The sequence below is a fragment of the Gluconacetobacter entanii genome, assembly GCF_013155425.1.
Lineage (GTDB): Bacteria > Pseudomonadota > Alphaproteobacteria > Acetobacterales > Acetobacteraceae > Novacetimonas > Novacetimonas entanii.
Window position 1 is genome coordinate 14670 of record NZ_JABJWD010000086.1, and the last position, 21904, is coordinate 36573.

Below are 21904 nucleotides of genomic sequence, written 5' to 3' on the forward strand. Positions count from 1 at the left end.
CACCCTCCCCATAACGTTGCGTTGCGGTTGTACGGGGCGTGTCCCGTCCCTCCATGTTTCTTTGGATCAAGCAGTCAGAAAACAGGGTCATGACCGAGTCAAAACCACAGGATCTCTACCGGGAGACGGTGTTTCTTCCCACCACCTCCTTTCCCATGCGCGGCAGCCTGCCGAAGCGGGAGCCCGAGATGCTGGAGCGCTGGGCGGCGGAGAAGCTTGACGACAGCCTGTTCGCGCAGGCGCAGGGGCGTCAGGTCTTCATGCTGCATGATGGCCCTCCTTACGCCAACGGCCACCTCCATATCGGCCATGCCCTGAACAAGATCCTCAAGGACGTCATCAACCGCGCGCACCGCATGTCGGGCTATGGCATCCATTACGTGCCGGGCTGGGACTGCCACGGCCTGCCGATCGAATGGAAGATCGAGGAGGAATACCGCAAGCGCGGGCAGGACAAGGACAGCGTGCCCGTCCTGCAGTTCCGCGCCGAATGTCGTGCCTATGCACAGAAATGGCTGGATATCCAGGCCGCCGAATTCCGCCGCCTTGGCGTGCAGGCGGAATGGGCGCGCCGCTACGCCACGATGGATTTCTCCTCCGAGGCGGCGATCGCGGGGGAGATCGGCAAGTTCCTGCTCAACGGCCTGCTGTATCGCGGCCTGCGCCCGGTGATGTGGAGTCCGGTGGAAAAGACCGCCCTGGCCGAGGCGGAGATCGAATATCGCGACCATGAATCCACCGCGATCCACGTGGCCTTCCCCATCATCCACGACCCCACCCCGGCCCATGCGCTGGAGGACGTGGCGGCGGTCATCTGGACCACGACGCCATGGACGATCCCGGCCAACCGCGCCATCGCCTATGGCCCGGACATCACCTATGCCGTGGTGCGGGTCGATGACGTGGCCGACGGCGCCCTGCTGGAGCCGGAATCGAAGGTGCTGGTGGCCGAGGACCTGATCGAGCCATTCTGCACCGCCGCGGGCATCAGCGCGCATCATGTCCTCTATACCCTGCCGGGCAGCGCGCTGGCGGGGGCCGTCTGCGCCCATCCGCTGCGCGGGCAGGGCTATGACTTCGACGTCCCGATGCTGCCGGGCGGGCATGTCACGACCGAGGCGGGCACGGGCCTGGTCCATACCGCCCCCGCACATGGCGAGGACGACTTCAACCTTGGCCGCCAGCATGGGCTGGAGATCACCGAACTGGTGATGGATGACGGGCGCTATGCCGACTGGGTGCCGCTGTTCGCGGGCAACCATGTCTTCAAGGCGGCGGAGCCGGTCTGCACCGCGCTTGAAGAGGTCATGCGCCGCACGGCAGGCGCCGGGCAGACCCCGGCCGGGCTGGTGGCGCGGGCGACGCTGGTCCATTCCTATCCGCATTCATGGCGGTCGCGCGCGCCGATCATCTATCGCGCGACGCCGCAATGGTTCATCCGCATGGATGGCGAAGGCGCGCTGCGGCAACGTGCGCTCAGGGCGCTTGATGACGTGACGTTCGTCCCGGCGCAGTCGCGCAACCGCCTGACCTCCATGGTGGAGGGACGTCCCGACTGGTGCATCAGCCGCCAGCGCGCATGGGGCGTGCCGATTGCCGTGTTCGTGGAGAAGCGCACGGGCGAGGTCCTGCGCGATGCCGCGGTGATGAAGCGCGTGGTCGATGCGTTTGCGGCCGAGGGCGCGGATGCGTGGTATGCCTCGCCCGCGTCGCGCTTCCTTGGCGAAGGGCGCAACCCCGATGATTACGAACAGGTGTTCGATATCGTCGATGTGTGGTTCGAAAGCGGCTCCACCCATGCCTTCGTGCTGGGCCATGGCGACATGCCGTTCCCCGCCGATGTCTACCTCGAAGGCTCGGACCAGCATCGTGGCTGGTTCCAGTCCTCGCTGCTCGAAAGCGTGGGGACGAAGGGTGTCGCGCCGTTCCGCGCGCTGGTGACCAACGGCTTTGTCCTTGATGAGCAGGGCCGCAAGATGTCCAAGTCGCTGGGCAATGTCATCGCGCCGCAGGATGTCAATGACTCGCTCGGCGCGGATATCCTGCGCCTGTGGGTCATGAACTCCGACACCAACGAGGACCTGCGCATCGGCAAGGACATCCTCAAGCAGCAGGGCGAGCTTTACCGCCGCCTGCGCAACACGCTGCGCTGGCTGCTCGGCGCGCTGGATGGCTTTTCGGAAGAGGAGCGCGTCGCCTATGACGACCTGCCGGAGCTTGAGCGCTGGGTGCTGCATCGGATGTGCGAACTGGGCGGCCTGGTGGCGCGCGCGGTGGAGACGCATGAATGGGTGGGCGTCTATCCCGCGCTGCACGGTTTCTGCGCCGCCGACCTTTCGGCGTTCTATTTCGACGTGCGCAAGGACACGATCTACTGCGATGCCGCCAGCAGCCTGAAGCGGCGGGCGGCGCGCACGGTGCTTGACCACCTGCACCGCTGCCTGTGCGCATGGCTGGCTCCGGTGCTGGTCTTCACGGCGGAGGAAGCGTGGCTGGCGCGGCCGGGCAATACGCAGAGCATCCATCTCCAGCCGTTCCCCGACCTTCCGGCGCAGTGGCACCAGCCTGCGCTGGAGGATCGCTGGGCCACGCTGCGCGGGGTGCGGCGCATCATCACGACCGAGATCGAGGCCGCGCGCCGCGACGGCGTGGTGGGATCGTCCCTGCAGGCGGCGGTGACGCTGCCCCTGTCGGAGGACGAGGCCGCGACCTTTGGCGAGGTGGACTGGTGCGAACTGGCCATCGTCTCGCAGGTTGACGTGGACATCGAGGCGGGGAGCGCTTCGATCTACCTCGACACCCCCACCGATGCGCAGGGCGCGCCGCATGGCGGCCCCGTCATCTGCGCGGCGCCGGGACACAAATGCGCACGCTGCTGGAAGGTGCTGGAGGAAGTCGGCACCGTGTCCGCCCACCCGCAACTGTGCCTGCGGTGCGCGGACGTGGTGCAGGGCCGGGCGTGAGTTCGTCCATCATGTCAGGATCCGGCATGCTGGACCCTGCGCCGCGACGCCGGCGCAGGGTCAGCAGGGTGGGGTGGACGGTGCTGTTCTTCTGCCTTGTCCTCGCCCTCGACCAGGGGAGCAAGCACTGGATGCTCCATGGCTACGACCTGCCGGACAGGCAGAGCGTCGCCCTGATGCCGGGGCTGAATTTCACCATGGTCTGGAACCATGCCATCACGTTCGGGATGCTGGGCGGCGCGGGCAGTGCCGGGCGCATCATCTTCTCGGTCGTGGCGCTGTTCATCGTCGTGCTGCTGGGCCTGTGGGCGGCGCGCACGCCGCGCCCGTGGGTGGCGGGTGCGCTGGGTGCGATCATGGGTGGCGCCGTGGGCAATGTCATCGACAGGCTGCAGTTCGGGGCCGTGGTGGATTTCGTGCACCTGCATGCCTATGGGTGGTCCTGGCCGGTGTTCAACCTTGCCGATGCGGCGATAGACTGCGGCGTGGCCGTGCTGATCATTGATAATCTTCTCGATCGCGACAGGGGATAGGACAGAATGTCAAAGCGGTGCTTGTCTAACTGTTGCAGGGGCGGTAAGAGGCGAATCATGGCATCCACGGCTTTCAGAACCCTTACTCTTGCGCTGGTCACCACGGGTGGTCTTTCCCTGACCGGGTGTTCGGGGGGGGACGTTTCACGCGCGTTCGGCCTCGAACGCAGCATGCCCGACGAATATACCGTAACGACCCGCACGCCGCTGTCGATGCCGCCTTCGGACGAACTGGGCGCGCCAAGCAGCGTGGCGATCCAGCGCGCGCAGGATTCCAACCCGCGCATGCAGGCGCTTGAAACCCTGTCGCCCAATGTCGCGCTGCAGGGCACGTATGGCGATGACAGCCCCGGCCAGACCGCGCTGGTGGGGGAGGCGAAGGAAGCCTCCAACGCGCCGGATAACGGCGAACTGGGCAAGGCGGGCACCAGCTTTGTCGATCGCCTGATGTTCTGGCATGGCGGTGGCGCCGGCAGCGTGGTCAATGCGAAGGCCGAGAATGCCCGCCTGCGGGAGGATTCGGCGCTGGGCCGCAACCTGACGCAGGGCGCGACCCCGACCGTGGCCGCCCCGCCCAAGAAATAACCCGTCGCGATGGGCGGGCCGGGACCATCCCGCCCGGCCATTCCTGACCTGATGAAGGCCACCCCGTCCTTTCGTTCCACCTGCAAGGGGTGGCGGCGGTGGCACGGGATGTCCATGATATCGCCATGACCGAACATTCCCCCTCCCCGGATCGTCCTGTGATCCGTCGCCTGTCCGAACGGGTCGTCAACCGCATCGCGGCGGGCGAAGTGATCGAACGTCCGGCGGCGGCGCTGAAGGAACTTGTGGAAAACGCGCTCGATTCCGGGGCGCGGCGGATTTCGGTCCATCTGGAGCAGGGCGGGATCGAACGGATCGAGGTGACGGACGACGGGTGTGGCATGACGCCGGAGGACCTGCGCCTTGCGGTGGAGCGTCACTGCACCTCCAAGCTGTCGGACGAGACACTGGTGCGGATCTCCACCCTTGGCTTTCGGGGGGAGGCGCTGCCGTCAATCGGGGCGGCCGCGCGGCTGAGTGTCACGTCACGCCCGCATGGCGCGCCCAGCGCATGGTCGATCCGCGTGGAAGGGGGACGGGTGGAGGAGCCACGTCCCTGTGCCGGGGTCGCGGGCACCCGCGTGGTGGTGGAGGACCTGTTTTTCGCCACCCCCGCCCGGCGCAAGTTCCTCAAGAGCGCGCGCGTGGAATCGGGGCATGCGGAAAACACGGTCCGCCGCCTTGCCCTGTCGGCTCCGCATGTGGCCTTCCGCCTGCAGTTCGACCAGCGCGTGGTCCTCGACCTCCCGGCGCAGGACATGGCGGCGCGGGCGGCGGCCATCCTTGAGGCGGGGCAGGCCGATGGCCTGATCCCGGTGGAGGGCGAACGCGGCGACCTGCGCCTGTCGGGCTATATCTGTGCGCCATCGGTGCATCGCGCGACGGCCAACGGGCAGTTGCTGCTGGTCAACGGCCGGCCGGTGGTGGACCCGGTGCTGCGTACGGCGGTGCGCGTGGCCTATCGCAACGTCATGGAACATGGCCGCCATGCCGTCGTGGCGCTGTCATTGCAGATCCCGCCCGAACAGGTGGACGTGAACGTCCATCCCGCCAAGACCGAACTGCGTTACGCGGATGCGGCGGCCGTGCGGGCGCTGGTCATCGGTTCGCTGGGCCGGGCATTGGGAATCGGCGCGGGCGTTGCAGGCGTGCGCCCCGGCCTGTTGCAGTCACGTGGCAGCAGCGGGGCGCGCATCTGGTATCCGCCGGAACCCGCGGCGGCATCGTCCGGCCGGGACATCCCGGCCCATGCGCCCCCATCCCCGGATGACCTGCCCGATGCGCCGCCGGTCATGGCCGAAGGCGTGGCGGAACGCCGCCTGCCGCTGATGGATGCAGCACCGGGCGCGCGCCGCACCGTCGCATGGTCCGAAGCGGATATCCCCGCAGCGTCCCACCCCGAGTCCCATGGCGAAGCGGCAGCCGATTTTCCCCTTGGGGCGGCCGTGGCGCAGGTGCTGGATACCTATATCCTTGCCCAGACGGCGCGCGGGGAACTTGTGCTGGTGGACCAGCATGCGGCCCATGAACGCCTGACGCATGAACGGCTGCGTGCGCAGTATCTTGGCGGGGAAATCCGTGCCCAGCGCCTGCTCCTGCCCGAGGTGGTGACCATGCGGCGGGGGCAGGCCGACCTGCTGGTGTCCTTTGCCGATACGCTGTCGGCGCTGGGACTCGAGATCGACGCCTTCGGGGGTGATGCCGTGATGGTGCGCACCGTGCCCGCGCTGCTGGGCGGTGGGGATGCGGCGGCGATGCTGCGTGACCTGGCGGAGGAACTGGCCGAAGACGAACTGCTGGCCCCCGCGCAGGCGCAGGCGATCGACGGGCGGCTGGATGCGATCATCGCGCGCATGGCCTGCCATGGCAGCGTGCGCGCGGGCCGGCGCCTTACACACGAGGAAATGAACGCCCTGCTGCGTGACATGGAGAAAACCCCCCGCGCCGGGACCTGTTCACATGGTCGCCCGACATGGCTGAAGCTGGAAAAAGGCGATCTGGAGCGGATGTTCGGACGCCGCTGACCCCATGGCGCACCCCGCCATTCCGGTGCGCGCGGGCGGTGTGTACGGGGTGCCGGGGCGGGCTGCTCGGCAGAACGTGAGCGGCGGGCGGCTGGATTTCATTTCCGTAATGTCCCTAAGTTCGGTCCATCCTTTCATGGCGATGAGACTGACGTGCACCCGATCCTGCTTTCCCTCGTCACATATCTGCCCCTAGGGGGCGTTCTGGCCATCATGCTGACGCGAGGTACGACCGAAGCGGTCGAAACCTCCGCGCGCTGGGTGGCGCTGTGGACCAGTGCGATCGTGTTCGTCCTGTCCCTGGTGATGTGGGCGCAGTTCGATCCCACCCATGCCGGGGTGCAGTTCGAGCAGCGCGCATCATGGGCCTCCGCCTTTGGCGTGTCGTACCATGCGGGCGTCGATGGCATCAGCCTGATGTTCGTGCTGCTGTCCACCTTCCTCACCCCGCTTGCCATCATTGGCGGGTGGAAGCTGGTGAATACGCGGGTGCGTGACTACATGGTCGCGATGCTGCTGCTGGAAACCACGCTGATCGGCCTGTTTTCCGCGCTGGACCTCGTGCTGTTCTATGTCTTTTACGAGGCGACGCTCCTGCCCGGCAGCCTGATGATCGGGGTGTGGGGCGGACCGAAGCGGGTCTGGGCCTCGCTGCAGTTCTTCCTGTTCACCTTTGGCGGGTCGCTGTTCATGCTGGTCGCGCTGCTGGTGATGTGGAATGTGGCGGGCACCACCGATATCCCGACATTGCAGCACACCACCTTCTCCCATTCGATGCAGGGCTGGCTGCTGGCGGGTTTCATCCTGGCGTTCGGGGTCAAGCTGCCGCTGTTCCCGCTGCATGCGTGGCTGCCCGATGCCTATACCGAGGCCCCGACCCCTGCCTCCGTCATGCTGTCGGGCGTGCTGTCCAAGGCCGGGGCCTATGGCCTGCTGCGCTTTGGCGTGCTGATGTTCCCCGACGCGGCGCGGGTGTTCGCGCCCTATGTCCTGACGCTCGGGGTCGTGGCCGTCATCTATGCCGCGATCATCGCGCTGGCGCAGACGGACATGAAGCGGGTGATTGCCTATTCCTCCTTCTCCCACATGGGGGTGATCGCGATCGGGCTGTTCACCCTGACGCCGGAGGGGATTGATGGCGCGATCTTCCAGATGCTGTCGCATGGCATCGTGATCGCGGCGCTGTTCTTCTGTGTCTCTGCCGTGTCGTGGCGGGCGGAAACGCGCGAAATCTCGGCCTTTGCCGGGGTGGCGCACAAGATGCCGGTGCTGGCGACGCTGACGATGCTGTTCGTGATGGCCAATATCGGCCTGCCGGGCACCGGGGCGTTCGTGGGCGAACTGCTGGTGATGGTCGGCGCGATCCACGTGTCCTTCTGGCTGGCGTTCCTTGGCGGGTCGAGCATGATCCTCGGCGCGGTCTACATGCTGGTGCTGTATCGCCGCGTGATGTTCGGGCAGGCGGCGGGCGGCATGGTCGCCCTGTTGCGGGACCTGACGGGGCCGGAACTTGCGGTGCTGGTGCCGCTTGCGGTGGTGACACTGTGGATGGGCATCCATCCGGGCACGTTCCTGCGGGTGTTCAACCCCACGGTCACAAGCCTCGTGCAGCCTGCGCCGGTCGTGGCCTCCGACAGTGTGGCCCCTGTGGTGCGGACCGCCGCCGGGTAAGGCTGCTCCAAGGAAAAAGGACGCCGCCACCGCATTGTCGGGTGGGGCGTCCTTTTTTTACGGATAAAAGTTTTTGGGTGCCGCCTTTTGATCGAAAAAGGCGGCGTCTTTTGAAGCTTTTTGGAAAAAGCTTCACCAAAAACTTTTTGAACTTAAAGGCAGTCCGTTGCCTCAGATATCGAGGTTTTCCACCTGCCGCGCATGTTCCTGGATGAACTGGAAACGCAGTTCGGGCTTGCGTCCCATCAGGTGCTCGACCCGTTCGCGTGTCAGGTTGCTGTCCTCCATCGGGGTCACGACCTTCAGCAGCGTGCGGTGCTTCGGGTCCATGGTCGTCTGTTTCAGGTCGGATGGTGGCATTTCGCCAAGCCCCTTGAAGCGTGAGACCTCGACCTTCGCATTGGGCTTGAACTCGCGCTTCAGCCTGCGTTCGCGGTCGGCATCATCCATCGCATAGACCGTCTTGCCCCCCTGCGTGAGGCGATAGAGCGGCGGCTGCGCAAGATAGAGATGCCCGCCCCGGATCAGCGCGGGCAGTTCGCGATAGAAGAACGTCATCAGCAGCGACGCGATATGCGCGCCATCCACGTCGGCGTCCGTCATGATGATGATGCGGCCATAGCGCAGGCGGCTGGCGTCAAAGCGTTCGCCAATGCCACAGCCCAGCGCCTCCACCAGGTCGCGCAGTTCCTGGTTGGCGCGCAGTTTCTCCGCCGAGGCGCTGGCGACGTTGAGGATCTTGCCACGCAGCGGCAGGACGGCCTGTGTCTCGCGGTTGCGCGCCTGCTTGGCGGAACCGCCTGCCGAATCCCCCTCCACGAGGAAGATTTCCGTCTCGGCGGCGTTTTCGCGGGTGCAGTCCGTCAGCTTCCCCGGCAGGCGCAGGCGGCGCGTCGCACTCTTGCGCGGGGTGTCCTTCATCTCCTTGCGGCGCAGGCGCTCTTCCGCGCGCTCGATCACCACCGCAAGCAGGTTGTCCGCCTGCGGCGGGTTGCCCGCCAGCCAGTGGTCGAAACGGTCCCGCAGCGCCGTCTCCACAAGGCGGCTGGCCTCGCTGCTGGTCAGTTTCTCCTTGGTCTGGCCCTGGAACTGCGGATCACGGATGAAGACCGACAGCTTGGCCGAAATCAGGCCCATGATGTCATCGGCATTGATCGTGGCCGCACGCTTGTTGGAGCGCTGCTCCCCCCAGTTGCGCAGCCCCTTGGTCAGGGCCGTGCGAAAGCCGGTTTCATGCGTGCCGCCATTGGGGGTGGGAATGGTGTTGCAGTAGGACGACAGCCCCGTCGTGCCGCGTTCGACAAACGCGATGGCCCATTCCATGCGCCCGGTGCTTTCGCCATCCGCCGTGGTCGGCAGGTCCGCATCCCCGGCCCAGATATCCGTCAGCAGCGCGGTATTGCCCAGTTCGTCCCGCAGGCTGTCGGCCAGGCCGCCGGGGAAGTGCAGCACGGCCTCCGCCGGGACGTCCGTGCCCTTGATCAGCGATGGATCGCATGACCAGCGGATGGTGACCCCCCGAAACAGGAACGCCTTGGACCGGCACAGCCGGTACAGGCGCAGGGGCGAGAAGTGGAGCTTGCCGAAAATCTGCGGGTCGGGGACAAAGCGGATCTGCGTGCCGCGCCGGTTCTGCGTCGGGCCGACCTCTTCGACCGGGCCAAGCGGGACGCCGCGTTCATAGACCTGCTGCCACAGCGTGCGGTCACGCGCGATCTCCACCTCCATGCGGGCGGACAGGGCGTTGACCACCGACGATCCCACGCCATGCAGGCCGCCGGAGGTGGCATAGGCCTTGCCGGAGAACTTGCCCCCCGCATGCAGCGTCGTCAGGATGACCTCCAGCGCGGAACGCTGCGGGAATTTGGGGTGGGGATCGACCGGGATGCCGCGCCCGTTATCGCGGATTGTGAGCCAGTTCCCGGCCTCCAGCGACACATCGATGACCGAGGCATGGCCCGCCACGGCCTCGTCCATCGCGTTGTCAAGGATTTCGGACGCCAGGTGGTGATAGGCGGTTTCATCCGTGCCGCCGATATACATGCCGGGGCGACGGCGCACAGGCTCCAGCCCCTCCAGCACCTCGATCGCGCTGGCGTCGTAATCTTCGCTCCCGGCCCGTGGGGTGTCAGCGGGGGCGCGGGATTTGCGCGCCTGCGTCCGGCGTTGGGCTGCGGGCTTGGAGAAAAGATCGTCGTTCATGAACTGTTCTTTGTGCCTTCGGACCGTGGGATGTCAAGACCGGGATGCCTGCGCGCGACAATAATGCCCGATGCGCCGGGGGATGCACGCAAAAAAGGCCGGACGCATGGACCGGCCTTCCTTTTCAGTTCGCACCATGGCGATCTTGCGCCATGGCCGCCGGGCGTGCCCGTATCAGCGACCCGTTATCAGCTACGCACCGTGCGGCGTGTGGAGCGCGTGGTGGAACGCGCGGCCGCGGGCGCGGGATGGTTCGGCGCCGTGCAGGTCAGGTAGGAGGCGGGCTGCAGGATGTCCTTTGCCTGCGCATAGTTCGACAGGTCCGCGGCACTGTCGAGGACCTGCACCTCGTCGAACATCGACAGGCGCTGCTGGCAGAAGGCGGTGCCGGATTTCAGCCCGCGCTCGGACTGCACGTTCGCAAGCTGCGTGATGTAGTCATCATGCTGGCGCTGCGCGCTGCGGCCATAGGTGGTGTGGAAATAGGACGTCAGGACCTTTTCCTCGTTCGCCAGCTTGGGGCGGAACTTGGTGACGAAGCTGTTGTACTTGTCCTGCGCGCCGCACGAAAGCGCGGTGACCATCAGTTCACTCTTGAGGCCCTGCACGTCGAACGCCTCGTGCGCGGGGGAGGGGGAGCAGGGACCTGCGGCCAGCGCATGGCCGGAATTGACAAGACCGGCAAGAGCCAGGCCAGCGGCCGCGGCGCGCCAAAAGGACAAAGACATCAGGACGGTTCTCCAGATCTTGCGGCGTGGGTGTCGCCGGATCCGTGGAGCCCCACATGAACCGGCAGAATTGAAATGCTGAAAGGCTCTATACCCTAATCGGATATCGGCCAAAAGGGAGGGGACATGCCCCCGGACAAAAAAAGTGCATGCCCTGTCGTCATGGTCACCGACTCGTGTGCACCAAGGATAGGTCTTTCGCCTGCGGCCATGTTGCTCTAGAGCGGGGCGGTGGCAGTCCGCCTTGCATGTGTCCCGCGCCGGGTGCGTTCGGGCCGGGCGGGCATGCCGGATGGATACGATTATTAGAGAGCGGAGCTGATCGAGTGCGACTGCGACTGTCTGCAATGATGATGACGACGGGCGTTCTGCTCGCCGGATGTATGAACAAGCCGGCTGTGAATCTCGGCGGCCCCCCCAACCCCTACAACTACATGAAGGTGTCGGGCCTGTGCCATGTGGACCCGCTGACGACCACGGGCAAGGATACGCAGGCCACCACGATGCAGGTGCGCAGCGATGACGGCTACTGCGCGGTAGAGGTGCGCAAGCCCGATGGCCGTGCCTATGCTTCCTTCGGGGTGTCGCCCGCGCCGGAACATGGCAAGGCCTTCATCTACAACTATAACGATCACACTTATGTGACCTATACGCCCAACACGGCGTACGCTGGCAATGATACGTTCCGCGTGCAACTGATCCGTGGGGAAAAGGAACCGCGCGATACGCTGAACATCACGGCGCATGTCGAGGCACCGGGCGTCGGCACGGCGGCGAAATAACGCGACTCACTGATTTGTGACCACAGGCATCCGCGGCAGCACGCGGCGGATGCGCCCGTCCCCCCGGTGCAGGGGGGCAGCATGGCTCAGATGGAAAAGGTGATCGGTTCGGGCAGGGGACGGCGCATGCCGCTATGTTCCGCCCGCTTCACCAGATCATCGAGCGTCAGCTTGCGGCATCGTTTTTCAACCATGTCGTCAAGCTCCTTCCAGCACGGCTCGATCACCTTCTCGAAAAGCTGGCCCGTGGGGCCGCCGTCGGTGGATTCGTCCGCCGTCACCACCTCCAGCACATCCGACAGCAGGATGTCACGCCGCGGACGGCCAAGGCGATAGCCCCCGCGCGGGCCACGGATGCTTTCCAGCAAACCCGAACGTGACAGCGTCTGCAACAGCGGTTCGATCCCGCGCCGGGCAAGGTTCGCGCGGTCGGCGATGTCCGCCGCGCTGACGGTTCCGTTGCGTCCCGCATGAAATGCCACGTCAAGCATGATCAGTATTGCGATCATCGTCCTGTCACACCGAAGAAGCATATCGTACGGTCCCGTTTGTGAAACAAAGTAGCTGGCGGTGAATTTATCAGCAATTGCCCGGATAATCCACGCTTCTGTTCATCGTGACAGTGGATTATGTCAGGGGGCACGATCCACAATGATCCCACCAACAGGAGTCCGACGTATGAATGATTCGACCGACCAGGATATGACATTCGGCTTCGCCCAGCCACGCGGCAGGGTGTACGGGTCGATTACAGAGACGGTCGGCGGAACGCCACTGGTGGAACTGCCCCACCTGATGCGCGAGGACGAACTGAAAAGCCGCCTGCTGATGAAGCTGGAGTTTTTCAATCCCCTTGGTTCGGTCAAGGACAGGATCGGCGCCGCGATGGTGATGGATGCCGAACGGCGCGGGGAAATCACGCCGGGCAAGACGACGCTGGTGGAACCAACATCGGGCAATACCGGGATCTCGCTGGCCTTTGTCGCGGCGGCGCGGGGATACCGCCTGATCGTCACCATGCCCGAAGGGGCGTCAGTCGAGCGGCGCAAGATGCTGCGCCTTCTGGATGCGCAACTGGAACTGACGCCCGCGCGCCTTGGCATGGCGGGGGCAATCGCCCGGGCGGAGGCGATCCTGAAGAACACGCCCGGCGCATGGATGCCGCGCCAGTTCGACAATCCCGCCAACCCCGCCATCCATGCCGCCACCACGGCGGAGGAAATCTGGGTCGATACGCGTGGCGAGGTCGATATTGTCGTCGCCGGTGTCGGCACCGGGGGCACCGCAAGCGGCATCGCCCATGGCCTGAAGCCGCGCAAGAAGGGATTGCAGGTCTTTGGCGTCGAACCGGTCGAAAGCGCCGTCCTGAACGGTGACGAACCCGGCCCGCATGGCATCCAGGGGATCGGCCCCGGCTTCTGCCCCCATACGCTCGACCTGCACAGCCTCGACGGCATCATGACGGTGTCGGAGCGGGAGTCGATCGCCGCAGCACGGCGGTGCGCGCGCCTTGATGGCGTGCCGGTGGGGATCTCGTCGGGGGCTGCGCTGCATGCGGCCATGCAACTGGCCCAGATGCCTGAAAACGCGGGCAAGACGATTGTCACCATCGCCCCGTCCTTTGCGGAGCGTTACCTCTCCACGTCGCTGTTCAACGGCCTTGTCTGAGGGGATGTCTGAAAACGGGTGAAAGTTTTTTGGGGGCCGCCTTTCGGACTGGAAAGGCAGCGTTCCCTGACCCGGACATGAAAAAGGCGGCTCCCGGAAATGGGGCCGCCTTTTTCATGTCCGCAATTCCCACCAGAGGGGGATGTGGGCGGGGATCAGTGCAGGATGATTTCCACGCGGCGGTTCTGCGCCTCACGCGTGTTGGGGCCGGTGGGAACCAGCGGATTGGCGTCGCCAAAGCCATGGATGTCGATCGACGGGCCGGGCACGCCGTCACGCACCAGTTCCGCCTTGATGGTCTGGGCGCGGCGCAGGGAAAGTTCCTGGTTGTAATGTTCGCCCTGCGGCCCCGGATGGCTGGCGGAATTGTCGGTATAGCCGTTGACCTCGATCCGGGTGGTCTGCGTATTGGTCGAGGCCTGCGCCGCGACGGCGACAATGGCGCGGGCCCGATCGGTCAGCGTGCTCTTGTCCCAGTCGAAAAAGATGAGATAGGTGCGGTTTTCCACCGGCGCGGGGGCCGCGGGCGTGGTGACGGGCGGCGGCGGCGGCGGCGCGGGATTGAACTCATACCGCAGGCCCAGCATCAGCGAATGGTTGAAGTCCGTGCGCGTGTCGCGGTTGCCGTTGCGGAACCCGTAATCCGAATTCAGCGCCGCCGTGGCAGGGCCGGAGATGACGGAATGGTGGGATTGCGGCCCCAGCATGGTCCAGAACCGGTATTCCGCCGTGGCCGACAGCCCGACCGCCCAGGGAATCGGGAAGGCAAGGCCGAAGATCCCCTGATAGGCGAAGTTGCCGTACGTCCCGCCGACATGCTGGCTGTAGGCCTGCCCCTGGTAATTGCCGGTGATGAGCGCGTTCATGTTCTGCCAGCCATAGCCGATGCCCGCGCCGAAATACGGGAACAGCCAGCTTTTGCCGATGTCGAGGTCGAACAGTGCATTGGCCATCAGGCCGGATTCTTCCTGCCGTCCATTGGTGTGGGCGTTGTATTTCCCACCCGTCGAGCCAAGGGATTCGAGGTTGTTATGCCGGAAATGACCTTCAAGCTCGACACGGAAGCCATTGCCCAGACCATAGCCGATACTGCCGACCCCGATGTCACCGGGGCTGTACTTGTCACGTGCGTCGGAATGGCGCACGACCTGTCCCTGCGGCAGGCTGGCACCGCCTTCACCTGCCATGTACAGGCCCTGAACGGGCTGTGCGAATGCTGGAACCGATACAAGCACGGAGCCCAGGGTAACCGAGCCAGCCAATAAAGACCCTGCAAGCAGTCCGTACCGCAGATTCATACTCTTCTTCTCCCTTCGACGGGCCATTTCCAACATGTTGCCCGGTCGGGTGAACGTGCCATGTTCCTCTGGGCGGTCAGTCTGTGCATTCTTTTGCGGAAAGATGCGCACCCTGACAATCCATAAGCGGTGACCATACTGCCGCTTTCGGCGGCATGACCTACTGTCATTTTCAACTGTGTGCGAGATGTCACACATCACAGCGTATTCGATGACGCTTTGTTACCTTTGCAAGATCACGCGCTTCATATCAGCCTTGCCTCAAATGGTGGCGCCAGATCAGGCGTCTCGAATTCCACAACCCACAGATCGGGATCGCGTTTCCTCTGCCGTTCAACATACGCATCCACGGCGGCCTGATCCACGGCCGCCTCTCCTGTAGCCCGGAACCATGCCCGCCGTCCATCGGGGGCACGCGTCTGTGCCAGTACAGACATCGCGTCGTGACGGTCACGCAACACCACCACCACGCCGCCCGCGTCCGCGTCGCCACGATGCAGCACAACGGCAGGATTCCCCGTCAGACTGGCCTGCCGCAGCATCGCGCTGACCCAGATCGCGGTGCGCAGCCTGGGTTCTTCATCCATCATGACTGTTCCAGTTTTGCATAAATACAAAGGGAGGCATGCAGGAATAACACAATATATTGCGACCCCTATTCCGCATGGGCGGGGGGGATCGCGGGGTCTTCGGGAATGGTCGCCAGCGCTGCGCGGTATTCCTCGGGGTTGTCCAGCAGCGAATGCGCGGCATCAAGGTCGTTGTCCGTGCCGATCGCCGCCGGGCAGGATTTGCGGATCGCCAGCGTGCGCGACACCTCCATGGGATAGCGCGCCTGCCGCGACGCCCGCACCCATGTGGCGCTTTCCGCGTTCCCTTCGGCAAGGTCCTGAAGCTGGCGCTCAAGGCTGGCTTCGCCAAGGCTGGAGCAGATCTGCGGCATGACGCCAAGCCCCTGCAGCGGCCATCCCAGCGGGGCGAGCACCCGACTCCACGTCACGAACAGTTCCGCGCCATTGGGCATCTGCCCGATCGTCTGCACCAGTCCCTTGCCCAGGGTCGCGCTGCCGACGACGACCGCGCGCTTCTGGTCCGCAAGGGCGGCGGCCAGGATTTCCGCGGCACTGGCGGTACGGCCATCGACAAGGATGACGATCGGCAGGCCATTGGTCATGTCGCCACCCTGCACCGCCCAGACATGGTTGGCCTGCGGGTCGCGCCCCTGCGTGATCGCCGCGACCCCGTGGTCGAGCATCAGCGCCGAGGTCGTCACCGCCTGCTGTAGCACGCCGCCGCGATTGCCGCGCAGGTCGAGGATCAGGCCGCTCAGATGCGCGATGCTCATCGCCTCATCAAGGTACTGGCTCATCTCCTCGGCGGTGTTGGCCGAAAATGCGGTGATGTGCAGGACGACGTGATGGCCGCTGGTATAGGCGAAGACCGTTTCCGGCGGGACCGATTCCCGGCGGACCGAGACCGTCATGCGCCGTCGCCCGGGTGCTGCGACCAGCAGCCGTACGAGGCTGCCGGGCGGTCCCTGCAGCCATGCGCTGACCGCCTCCACCGTGCGGTCCTGGGTGGAGCGGCCATTGATGGCGTAGATCACCTGTCCCGCCGACAGCGCGGTCGGCCATGACGGGCCATTGGCGTTCACCGCCGTGATGATGATCGCATGGTGGTCCAGCCCCAGCGTCAGGCCCGCACTCGCCGTACCGCCGGTGCGGATGCCACGGTCGGACACCGCCGCGTCGGGCGCGACATAACGGGAATAGGGGTCGAGGTGGTTGAACAGTTCGTCAAAGAACCCCTGCAGCATGCCATCCTGCCCGGTGGCGCGCATGTCGGAGGAGCGGTCCCACGCGGTCTGCATCATCCGGGTGATGACATCGGTCCAGCCCGCAAGGTCGTCGGCGGCGGGCGTGGCCAGCGCAAGGACCGTATGCTGCGCCACCGACAGGTGCAGCATGTCGTGCTGCTCCTCCACCGTCAGCGACGGGTCGATCGCGCTCAGCCCGTTCAGGCCCCACAGGCTGAAATCGCGCACCGTATGGCTGTCGAGCGTGCGGGGCAGGAGGAAGGACAGGCTGGCATGCAGGACGGAGGAGGTCAGCGTGGGGTCGAAATGCTCCGACGCGGGGGCGTCGGTCGCCTGTACCGGCTGCGGCCGGGGTGGGGCGGCCGGCGTGGTCGAGACCAGCGCGTCATCGGCATGCGCCGCCGTCGTCAGGCGCGCGACGACCAGGATCATGATGAACGTATCGCGCGGCACCTGCAGGATCATGCGCAGCCCGCGCGGCATGTCCTCCCGCGGGGGGCGCAGGATGGTGACGGACACCATGGCGCGCAGGGGGGGCAGCAGGGAGCGGCGTTTCATCCGCGCCGCCTGCGGGCATGTGTGCGCGGCGGGAGCCTGTTCGCCCCGGCTACCTCCTCGGGCAGGCCGAACACCAGCGCCCCCGTCAGGGTCGAGGCCTCGGTCAGCCGTACTGCGGCTTCCTGTCCCAGCCGGAAGGAAAGCCCGCTATTGCGGCCCGACAGGGTCTGCGTCACCTCGTCATGGTGCCACTGGTCCACCGGCAGCGCACCGTGCGGCAGCAGCCCGGTCGTGCCGGTGGAGTCCAGCGTCACGAACACGCCAAAACGTGAAACGCCGGTGACACGGCCCGTCATGACCGTGCCGACCCGCCCCGACAGCCATGACGCGGCATAGCGTTCGATGGCGTCGCGTTCGGCGGCGGCGGCGCGGCGTTCGGTGGCGGTGACGGCGCGGCCGATTTCCTCCAGTTGTCCCAGCGCCGCGCGCCCATGGTCCGGGCCGCCGCGTTCCAGCCCGGTCGCATCAATCAGCGCGCGATGCGTCACAAGGTCGGCATAGCGGCGGATCGGGCTGGTGAAATGGGCGTAGGACGTCAGCGTCAGGCCGAAATGCCCGATGGGGTCTGGGCTGTATTCCGCCTGGTTCTGCGCGCGCAGGATCAGTTCATTGACCAGTGGCGCACATGGCAGGCCGCGCGCCGCGCGCAGCACGCCCTCAAGGTCCGAGGCCCCGATCATGCCGGCCGCCGGCAGGCGTATGTCGAGCGTGGCGAGGGCGGCGCGCAGGGACTCGAGCTTTTCGGGCGAAGGCGGGGCATGAATCCGATAAAGGCACGGATAATGTCGGTTTTCCAGTTCCCGTGCGGCGGCGACATTGGCCGCGATCATGAATTCCTCCACCACGCGATGGCTGTCGAGGCGGATGCGCGGCCCGATCTCCTCCACATGGCCCGAGGAATCCAGCATGACCCTGCGTTCCGCGAGGTCGAGGTCGAGCGTGCCGCGCCGTGCGCGCGCGGCGGCCAGCACCCGCCATGCCGCAAACAGGCAACTGACCATCCCGTCGGGCAGGGCTGCGGTGATGCTGTCGCCGTGCCCTTCGGAGTCGGCCTGCGCCTGTTCATAGGTCAGGCGCGCGGCGCTGCGCATCAGGCCACGGCCGAACCGGTGCGACGTGACCGCCCCCCCGGCATCGACCCGCATGTCCACGAACAGGCAGCCCCGATCCTCCCCGGGGCGTAGCGAACACCACCCGTTCGACAGCGATTCGGGCAGCATGGGAATGACGCGGTCGGGGAAATAGACGGAATTGCCGCGCCGCAGGGCCTCGCGGTCCAGCGCGCTGCCGGGGCGGACATACCACGCCACGTCGGCAATCGCGACGATCAGGCGAAACCCCGTGCCGTCAGGTTCGGCATAGATCGCATCATCAAAATCGCGTGCATCCGCCCCGTCGATGGTGACCAGCGGCACATCGCGCAGATCCTCGCGCCCTGTCGCGGGCACGGCGCGCGCGGCGTCGGCCTGCTGTATGGCCTCGGTGGGGAAGACATGGGGGATGTCGTGGGCGCACGCGCACATCAGGCTGATGGTGCGTGCGCTGTCGGCGGGGCCAATCCGTTCGATGATGCGCGCCGGGTGCAGGCCGGGACCGGATTGCGGCAGCGGGGTCGCAATGACGATCTCGTTGTCCGGCGTATCCATCGCCTCGCCCGCGGGGATGCTCCACTGCGCGCGGGCACGGCGGTCGGCGGGGATCAGGCGCCCGGCCTCGCGGTAGCGCGCGGGCGTGCGGGCAAGGTCGAGATCATCGGGGGGGGGCGTTACGCGGTAAAGCCCCACGACCTGCGGCGGCGCATCGTCAAGGCGGCGCAGGGTGCGGCCTTCGTACTTGCCCGGCCCGATCTTCTTCAGGCGCGCGACCACGCGCTGCCCCGGCGCCAGCGCGGGACGGCCACGGGGTTCGGCATGCATGAAGATGACGGGGCTTGCCCCTTCCTGCGCCCATGCCACGGGACGGGCGATGGGATCGCCATCGGGGTCCGTGCCCGTGACCTGCACCACCGCCGATTCCGGCAGGCGGTCGGACACGCGGAAGCGCTTCGCCCCCGCCGGGACGACCGTGCCCTCAAGTGCCAGCTCACGCAGCATGTCGCGGATCGCGCCCTTGTGCTCCGGCCCGAGGCCGAAGGCGCGCGCGATCTCGCGCTTGCCCACGCGGCCGCTCGCACTGGCGATGAACTGCCGCACGCTGTCACGGTCGGGCATCGGTCGCGGCCCGTCGGGGGTGCTGTCGGTTCGCATGTCCGGCACCGCGTCGTTCCAGCGCGGCTGTCGCATCGTCAGTCGGCCCTGTCCGTGTCCGACGTAGCCTTGTCCGACGCGGCCTTGGTGGCTGTGGTCTTGCGGGTGCGCGGGGTCGCGGCCTTTTTCGGGGCTGCCTTCTTCGTGGTGGTGGCCTTTTTCGCGGTGGTCTTCGCCGCCGCCTTGCGGGCGGGTTTCGCCGGGGCGTCGCCTTCGGCCGCGCTGTCGGTGGCCTTGGTCGCCTTCGTCCTGCGCGTCGTGGTCTTTGCCTTTGCCTTGGTGGTCTTGCCCTTGGCCTTCAGCGGCTTGCCCTTTTCCGCCAGCAGGGCGAGCGCCTCGTCCATGGTGACGTCGTTCATGTCCTGCCCGCGCGGCAGGGTGGCGACGATCTGCCCATGCTGGACATACGGGCCAAAGCGGCCCTTGCGCACCATGACCGGCTCCCCGTCCTTGGGGTGCGGGCCGATGGTGCGGATGGAGGCCAGCTTTTTCGCCAGCGCATCGACCGCGCGGTTCAGCCCCACCGTCAGGACATCGTCATCCTTGTCGAGCGATCCGTACACCGCCCCCATCTTCACATAGGGGCCAAAGCGGCCAAGTCCCGCCTCGATCGGTTCCCCCGTTTCGGGGTGGATGCCCACGATGCGCGGCAGCGACAGCAGGCCCACCGCCTGTTCCAGCGTGATCTTGTCGCCCTCGATCCCGCGCGGGATGGTCGCGCGCTTGGGCTTGGCCTTCTTGTCCTCGGGGTCGGGTTCGCCAAGCTGCACATACAGCCCCCACGGCCCGCGCCGCACCGTGACTTCCGGGCCGCCATCGGGCGCGTTGCCCAGCACGCGCATCCCTTCCTTCAGGGAATCCGAATCCTCCGCCTCCTTGGGGTCAGCCACAAGGCGGCGGGTATACTGGCACGTGGGATAGTTGGAGCAGCCGATGAACGCGCCATACCGTCCCAGCTTCAGCCCCAGCCGCCCGGTGCCGCATGCGGTGCATACGCGCGGGTCGCCGCCGTCGCCCTTCGGGGGGAAGAAATACGGTGCAAGGTCCGCGTCCAGCGCACTGATGACGTCGGAGATCTTGAGGTCCTTGGTCTGGTCCACCGCGTGGGAGAAGTCGGTCCAGAACGCCGACATCACATCGCGCCAGTTCGCCCGGCCGCCGGAAATGTCGTCAAGCTGCTCCTCCAGCCCCGCCGTGAACTGCGTATCGACATAGCGTTCGAAGAACGAGGTCAGGAACGCGGTCACCAGCCGTCCGCGATCCTCCGGGATGAAGCGGCGGCTTTCGAGGCGGACATAGTTGCGATCGCGCAGCACCGTCAGGATGGAGGCATAGGTGGAGGGACGGCCAATGCCGATTTCCTCCATCTTCTTCACCAGCGACGCCTCGGAATAGCGTGGCGGCGGCTGGGTGAAATGCTGGTCCGCCGTGACGTCGCCGCGTTTCAGGCCATCGCCCTCGCTCATGGCGGGCAGCATGCGGTCCTGATCCGAATCGTCCTCGGCCTTCGTCGCGCTGTCGTCGCGCCCTTCGCTGTAGAGGCGCAGGAACCCGTCGAACGCGATCATCGACCCCGTGGCGCGCAGGGTGCAGCGTCCCTTTGCGTCGCGGATATCGACCGCGACCTGGTCCAGTTCGGCCGACTGCATCTGGCTGGCGACGGAGCGTTTCCAGATCAGGTCATACAGCCGCTTCTGGTCCGCGTTGAGGTAACGCGCCATGTCGGCGGGACTGCGGCGGACATCGGTGGGGCGGATGGCCTCATGCGCTTCCTGCGCGTTCTTGGCCTTGGTGGAATACACGCGCGCCTTGGCGGGCACGTAGTCATCGCCGAATGTCGTGCCGATATGCGCGCGGATCGCGCCGATGGCCTCGCCCGCCATCTGCACGCCGTCGGTTCGCATATAGGTGATCAGGCCGACCGTCTCGCCGCCGATGTCGATGCCTTCATAAAGCTGCTGCGCCGTGCGCATCGCGACCTGCGCGCCCATGCCGAGCTTGCGCGACGCCTCCTGCTGCATGGTGGACGTGGTGAAGGGCGGCGGCGGGTTGCGCTTGACCTTGCGCCGTTCCACCGCGCCGACGCTGAAGCTGCCGCCCTCGACCGTGGCCTTGGCCGCCATGGCGCGGGCTTCGTCATTGAGGTCGAACTGGTCAAGCTTTGCGCCGTCAAGGTGCGTCAGGCGCGCGGTGAACGTCGCGCCCTTCGGCGTGGCGAAGGTGGCAGCGATGGACCAGTATTCGCGCGGGCGGAAGACCTCGATCTCGGCCTCGCGCTCACAGATCAGGCGCAGGGCGACGGACTGCACGCGGCCCGCGCTGCGCGACCCGGGCAGCTTGCGCCACAGCACCGGCGACAGCGTGAAGCCGACAAGGTAGTCCAGCGCGCGGCGTGCCAGATACGCCTCGATCAGCGGGAAATCGAGGTCGCGCGGATGCGCCATGGCGGTCTGGATGGCGCTTTTGGTGATCTCGTTGAAGGTCACGCGCTGCACGTCCACGCCCTTGAGGAGGTTCTTCTCCTCCAGCATGGAGCGGACATGCCACGAGATCGCCTCCCCTTCGCGATCAGGGTCAGTGGCCAGGTACAGGTGCCGCGCCCCGCGCAGGGCGCGCGCGATCGCCGCCATCTGCTTGGCGCCGCGTTCGTCGGCTTCCCATACCATGGCGAACCCCTCGTCGGGGCGGACGCTGCCGTCCTTTGGCGGAAGGTCGCGCACATGCCCGAAGGAGGCGAGAACGGTATAGTTGTCACCCAGATACTTATTGATCGTTTTCGCCTTGGCTGGCGATTCGACCACCACGACGTCAGTCATTGTGTCTCCGGATC

General features: G+C 66.1%; 15 protein-coding genes. 7 read left to right on the forward strand and 8 right to left on the reverse strand.

Going from position 1 to position 21904, the window contains the following annotated elements:
• The first annotated feature begins 89 nt into the window (after positions 1-89).
• The 5 genes from ileS (at position 90) to HNH97_RS14245 (ending at position 7776) form a co-directional block, all read left to right on the forward strand.
• Entirely contained in the window at positions 90-2963 is a 2874-nt protein-coding gene (gene ileS, locus HNH97_RS14225; RefSeq protein WP_171791319.1) for an isoleucine--tRNA ligase, read from the forward strand.
• Positions 2964-2989: 26 nt separating this feature from the next.
• Positions 2990-3496 carry a signal peptidase II gene (gene lspA / locus HNH97_RS14230; RefSeq protein ID WP_110913464.1) on the forward strand — a complete coding sequence of 169 codons (507 nt, stop codon included), beginning with the start codon at positions 2990-2992 and terminating at the stop codon, positions 3494-3496.
• Positions 3497-3553: 57 nt separating this feature from the next.
• A complete protein-coding gene (locus HNH97_RS14235) occupies positions 3554-4081 on the forward strand; it encodes a DUF3035 domain-containing protein (protein ID WP_171791320.1) in 528 nt (175 codons plus the stop codon).
• A gap of 125 nt (positions 4082-4206) precedes the next feature.
• The gene (gene mutL, locus HNH97_RS14240) at positions 4207-6105 is read left to right on the forward strand and encodes a DNA mismatch repair endonuclease MutL (RefSeq protein ID WP_171791321.1); all 1899 of its coding nucleotides are present in this window, start codon (positions 4207-4209) and stop codon (positions 6103-6105) included.
• A 153-nt stretch (positions 6106-6258) separates the two neighbouring features.
• Entirely contained in the window at positions 6259-7776 is a 1518-nt protein-coding gene (locus HNH97_RS14245; RefSeq protein ID WP_171791322.1) for an NADH-quinone oxidoreductase subunit M, read from the forward strand.
• Positions 7777-7947: 171 nt separating this feature from the next.
• On the opposite strand, the gene parE is transcribed toward HNH97_RS14245, so the two are convergent.
• Both parE and HNH97_RS14255 read right to left on the reverse strand, forming a co-directional pair.
• Positions 7948-9978: a DNA topoisomerase IV subunit B gene (gene parE / locus HNH97_RS14250; RefSeq protein WP_171791323.1), complete on the reverse strand. Its 2031-nt coding sequence runs from the start codon at positions 9976-9978 to the stop codon at positions 7948-7950.
• A 188-nt stretch (positions 9979-10166) separates the two neighbouring features.
• Positions 10167-10706 carry a hypothetical protein gene (locus HNH97_RS14255; protein ID WP_171791324.1) on the reverse strand — a complete coding sequence of 180 codons (540 nt, stop codon included), beginning with the start codon at positions 10704-10706 and terminating at the stop codon, positions 10167-10169.
• A 383-nt stretch (positions 10707-11089) separates the two neighbouring features.
• Between HNH97_RS14255 and HNH97_RS14260 the strand changes: the two genes are divergently transcribed.
• Positions 11090-11488, forward strand: a complete 399-nt coding sequence (locus HNH97_RS14260; protein WP_227744239.1) for an Ig-like domain-containing protein — start codon at positions 11090-11092, stop codon at positions 11486-11488.
• An 86-nt stretch (positions 11489-11574) separates the two neighbouring features.
• Here the strand turns inward: HNH97_RS14260 and HNH97_RS14265 are convergent, their stop codons facing one another.
• A complete protein-coding gene (locus tag HNH97_RS14265) occupies positions 11575-12021 on the reverse strand; it encodes an RrF2 family transcriptional regulator (protein ID WP_110913460.1) in 447 nt (148 codons plus the stop codon).
• 145 nt (positions 12022-12166) lie between these two features.
• Here HNH97_RS14265 and cysK point away from each other — a divergent pair, with 145 nt between their 5' ends.
• Positions 12167-13156, forward strand: coding sequence for a cysteine synthase A (cysK, locus tag HNH97_RS14270; protein WP_171791325.1), 990 nt, complete (start codon positions 12167-12169; stop codon positions 13154-13156).
• A 155-nt stretch (positions 13157-13311) separates the two neighbouring features.
• Here cysK and HNH97_RS14275 read toward each other — a convergent pair whose 3' ends face one another.
• The 5 genes from HNH97_RS14275 to topA form a co-directional block, all read right to left on the reverse strand.
• A complete protein-coding gene (locus HNH97_RS14275) occupies positions 13312-14454 on the reverse strand; it encodes an OmpA family protein (RefSeq protein ID WP_167400332.1) in 1143 nt (380 codons plus the stop codon).
• Positions 14455-14699: 245 nt separating this feature from the next.
• Entirely contained in the window at positions 14700-15044 is a 345-nt protein-coding gene (locus HNH97_RS14280; protein ID WP_171791326.1) for a DUF1491 family protein, read from the reverse strand.
• A 65-nt stretch (positions 15045-15109) separates the two neighbouring features.
• Positions 15110-16828 carry a S41 family peptidase gene (locus HNH97_RS14285; protein WP_171791327.1) on the reverse strand — a complete coding sequence of 573 codons (1719 nt, stop codon included), beginning with the start codon at positions 16826-16828 and terminating at the stop codon, positions 15110-15112.
• Entirely contained in the window at positions 16825-19110 is a 2286-nt protein-coding gene (locus HNH97_RS14290; RefSeq protein WP_171791328.1) for a ribonuclease R family protein, read from the reverse strand. Before HNH97_RS14290 ends, HNH97_RS14285 begins: the two co-directional genes overlap by 4 nt.
• 2 nt (positions 19111-19112) lie before the next feature.
• Positions 19113-21890, reverse strand: coding sequence for a type I DNA topoisomerase (topA, locus tag HNH97_RS14295; protein ID WP_171791329.1), 2778 nt, complete (start codon positions 21888-21890; stop codon positions 19113-19115).
• Positions 21891-21904 lie beyond the last annotated feature (14 nt).

What these genes read in the sequence shown, in the direction of transcription:
- ileS (WP_171791319.1), top strand. Translation starts at nt 90, where the DNA reads ATGACCGAGTCAAAACCACAGGATCTCTACCGGGAGACGGTGTTTCTT.
- lspA (WP_110913464.1), top strand. Translation starts at nt 2,990, where the DNA reads ATGCTGGACCCTGCGCCGCGACGCCGGCGCAGGGTCAGCAGGGTGGGG.
- HNH97_RS14235 (WP_171791320.1), top strand. Translation starts at nt 3,554, where the DNA reads ATGGCATCCACGGCTTTCAGAACCCTTACTCTTGCGCTGGTCACCACG.
- mutL (WP_171791321.1), top strand. Translation starts at nt 4,207, where the DNA reads ATGACCGAACATTCCCCCTCCCCGGATCGTCCTGTGATCCGTCGCCTG.
- parE (WP_171791323.1), bottom strand. Translation starts at nt 9,978, where the DNA reads ATGAACGACGATCTTTTCTCCAAGCCCGCAGCCCAACGCCGGACGCAG.
- HNH97_RS14255 (WP_171791324.1), bottom strand. Translation starts at nt 10,706, where the DNA reads ATGTCTTTGTCCTTTTGGCGCGCCGCGGCCGCTGGCCTGGCTCTTGCC.
- HNH97_RS14260 (WP_227744239.1), top strand. Translation starts at nt 11,090, where the DNA reads ATGAACAAGCCGGCTGTGAATCTCGGCGGCCCCCCCAACCCCTACAAC.
- HNH97_RS14265 (WP_110913460.1), bottom strand. Translation starts at nt 12,021, where the DNA reads ATGCTTCTTCGGTGTGACAGGACGATGATCGCAATACTGATCATGCTT.
- cysK (WP_171791325.1), top strand. Translation starts at nt 12,167, where the DNA reads ATGAATGATTCGACCGACCAGGATATGACATTCGGCTTCGCCCAGCCA.
- HNH97_RS14275 (WP_167400332.1), bottom strand. Translation starts at nt 14,454, where the DNA reads ATGAATCTGCGGTACGGACTGCTTGCAGGGTCTTTATTGGCTGGCTCG.
- HNH97_RS14280 (WP_171791326.1), bottom strand. Translation starts at nt 15,044, where the DNA reads ATGATGGATGAAGAACCCAGGCTGCGCACCGCGATCTGGGTCAGCGCG.
- HNH97_RS14285 (WP_171791327.1), bottom strand. Translation starts at nt 16,828, where the DNA reads ATGAAACGCCGCTCCCTGCTGCCCCCCCTGCGCGCCATGGTGTCCGTC.
- HNH97_RS14290 (WP_171791328.1), bottom strand. Translation starts at nt 19,110, where the DNA reads ATGCGACAGCCGCGCTGGAACGACGCGGTGCCGGACATGCGAACCGAC.
- topA (WP_171791329.1), bottom strand. Translation starts at nt 21,890, where the DNA reads ATGACTGACGTCGTGGTGGTCGAATCGCCAGCCAAGGCGAAAACGATC.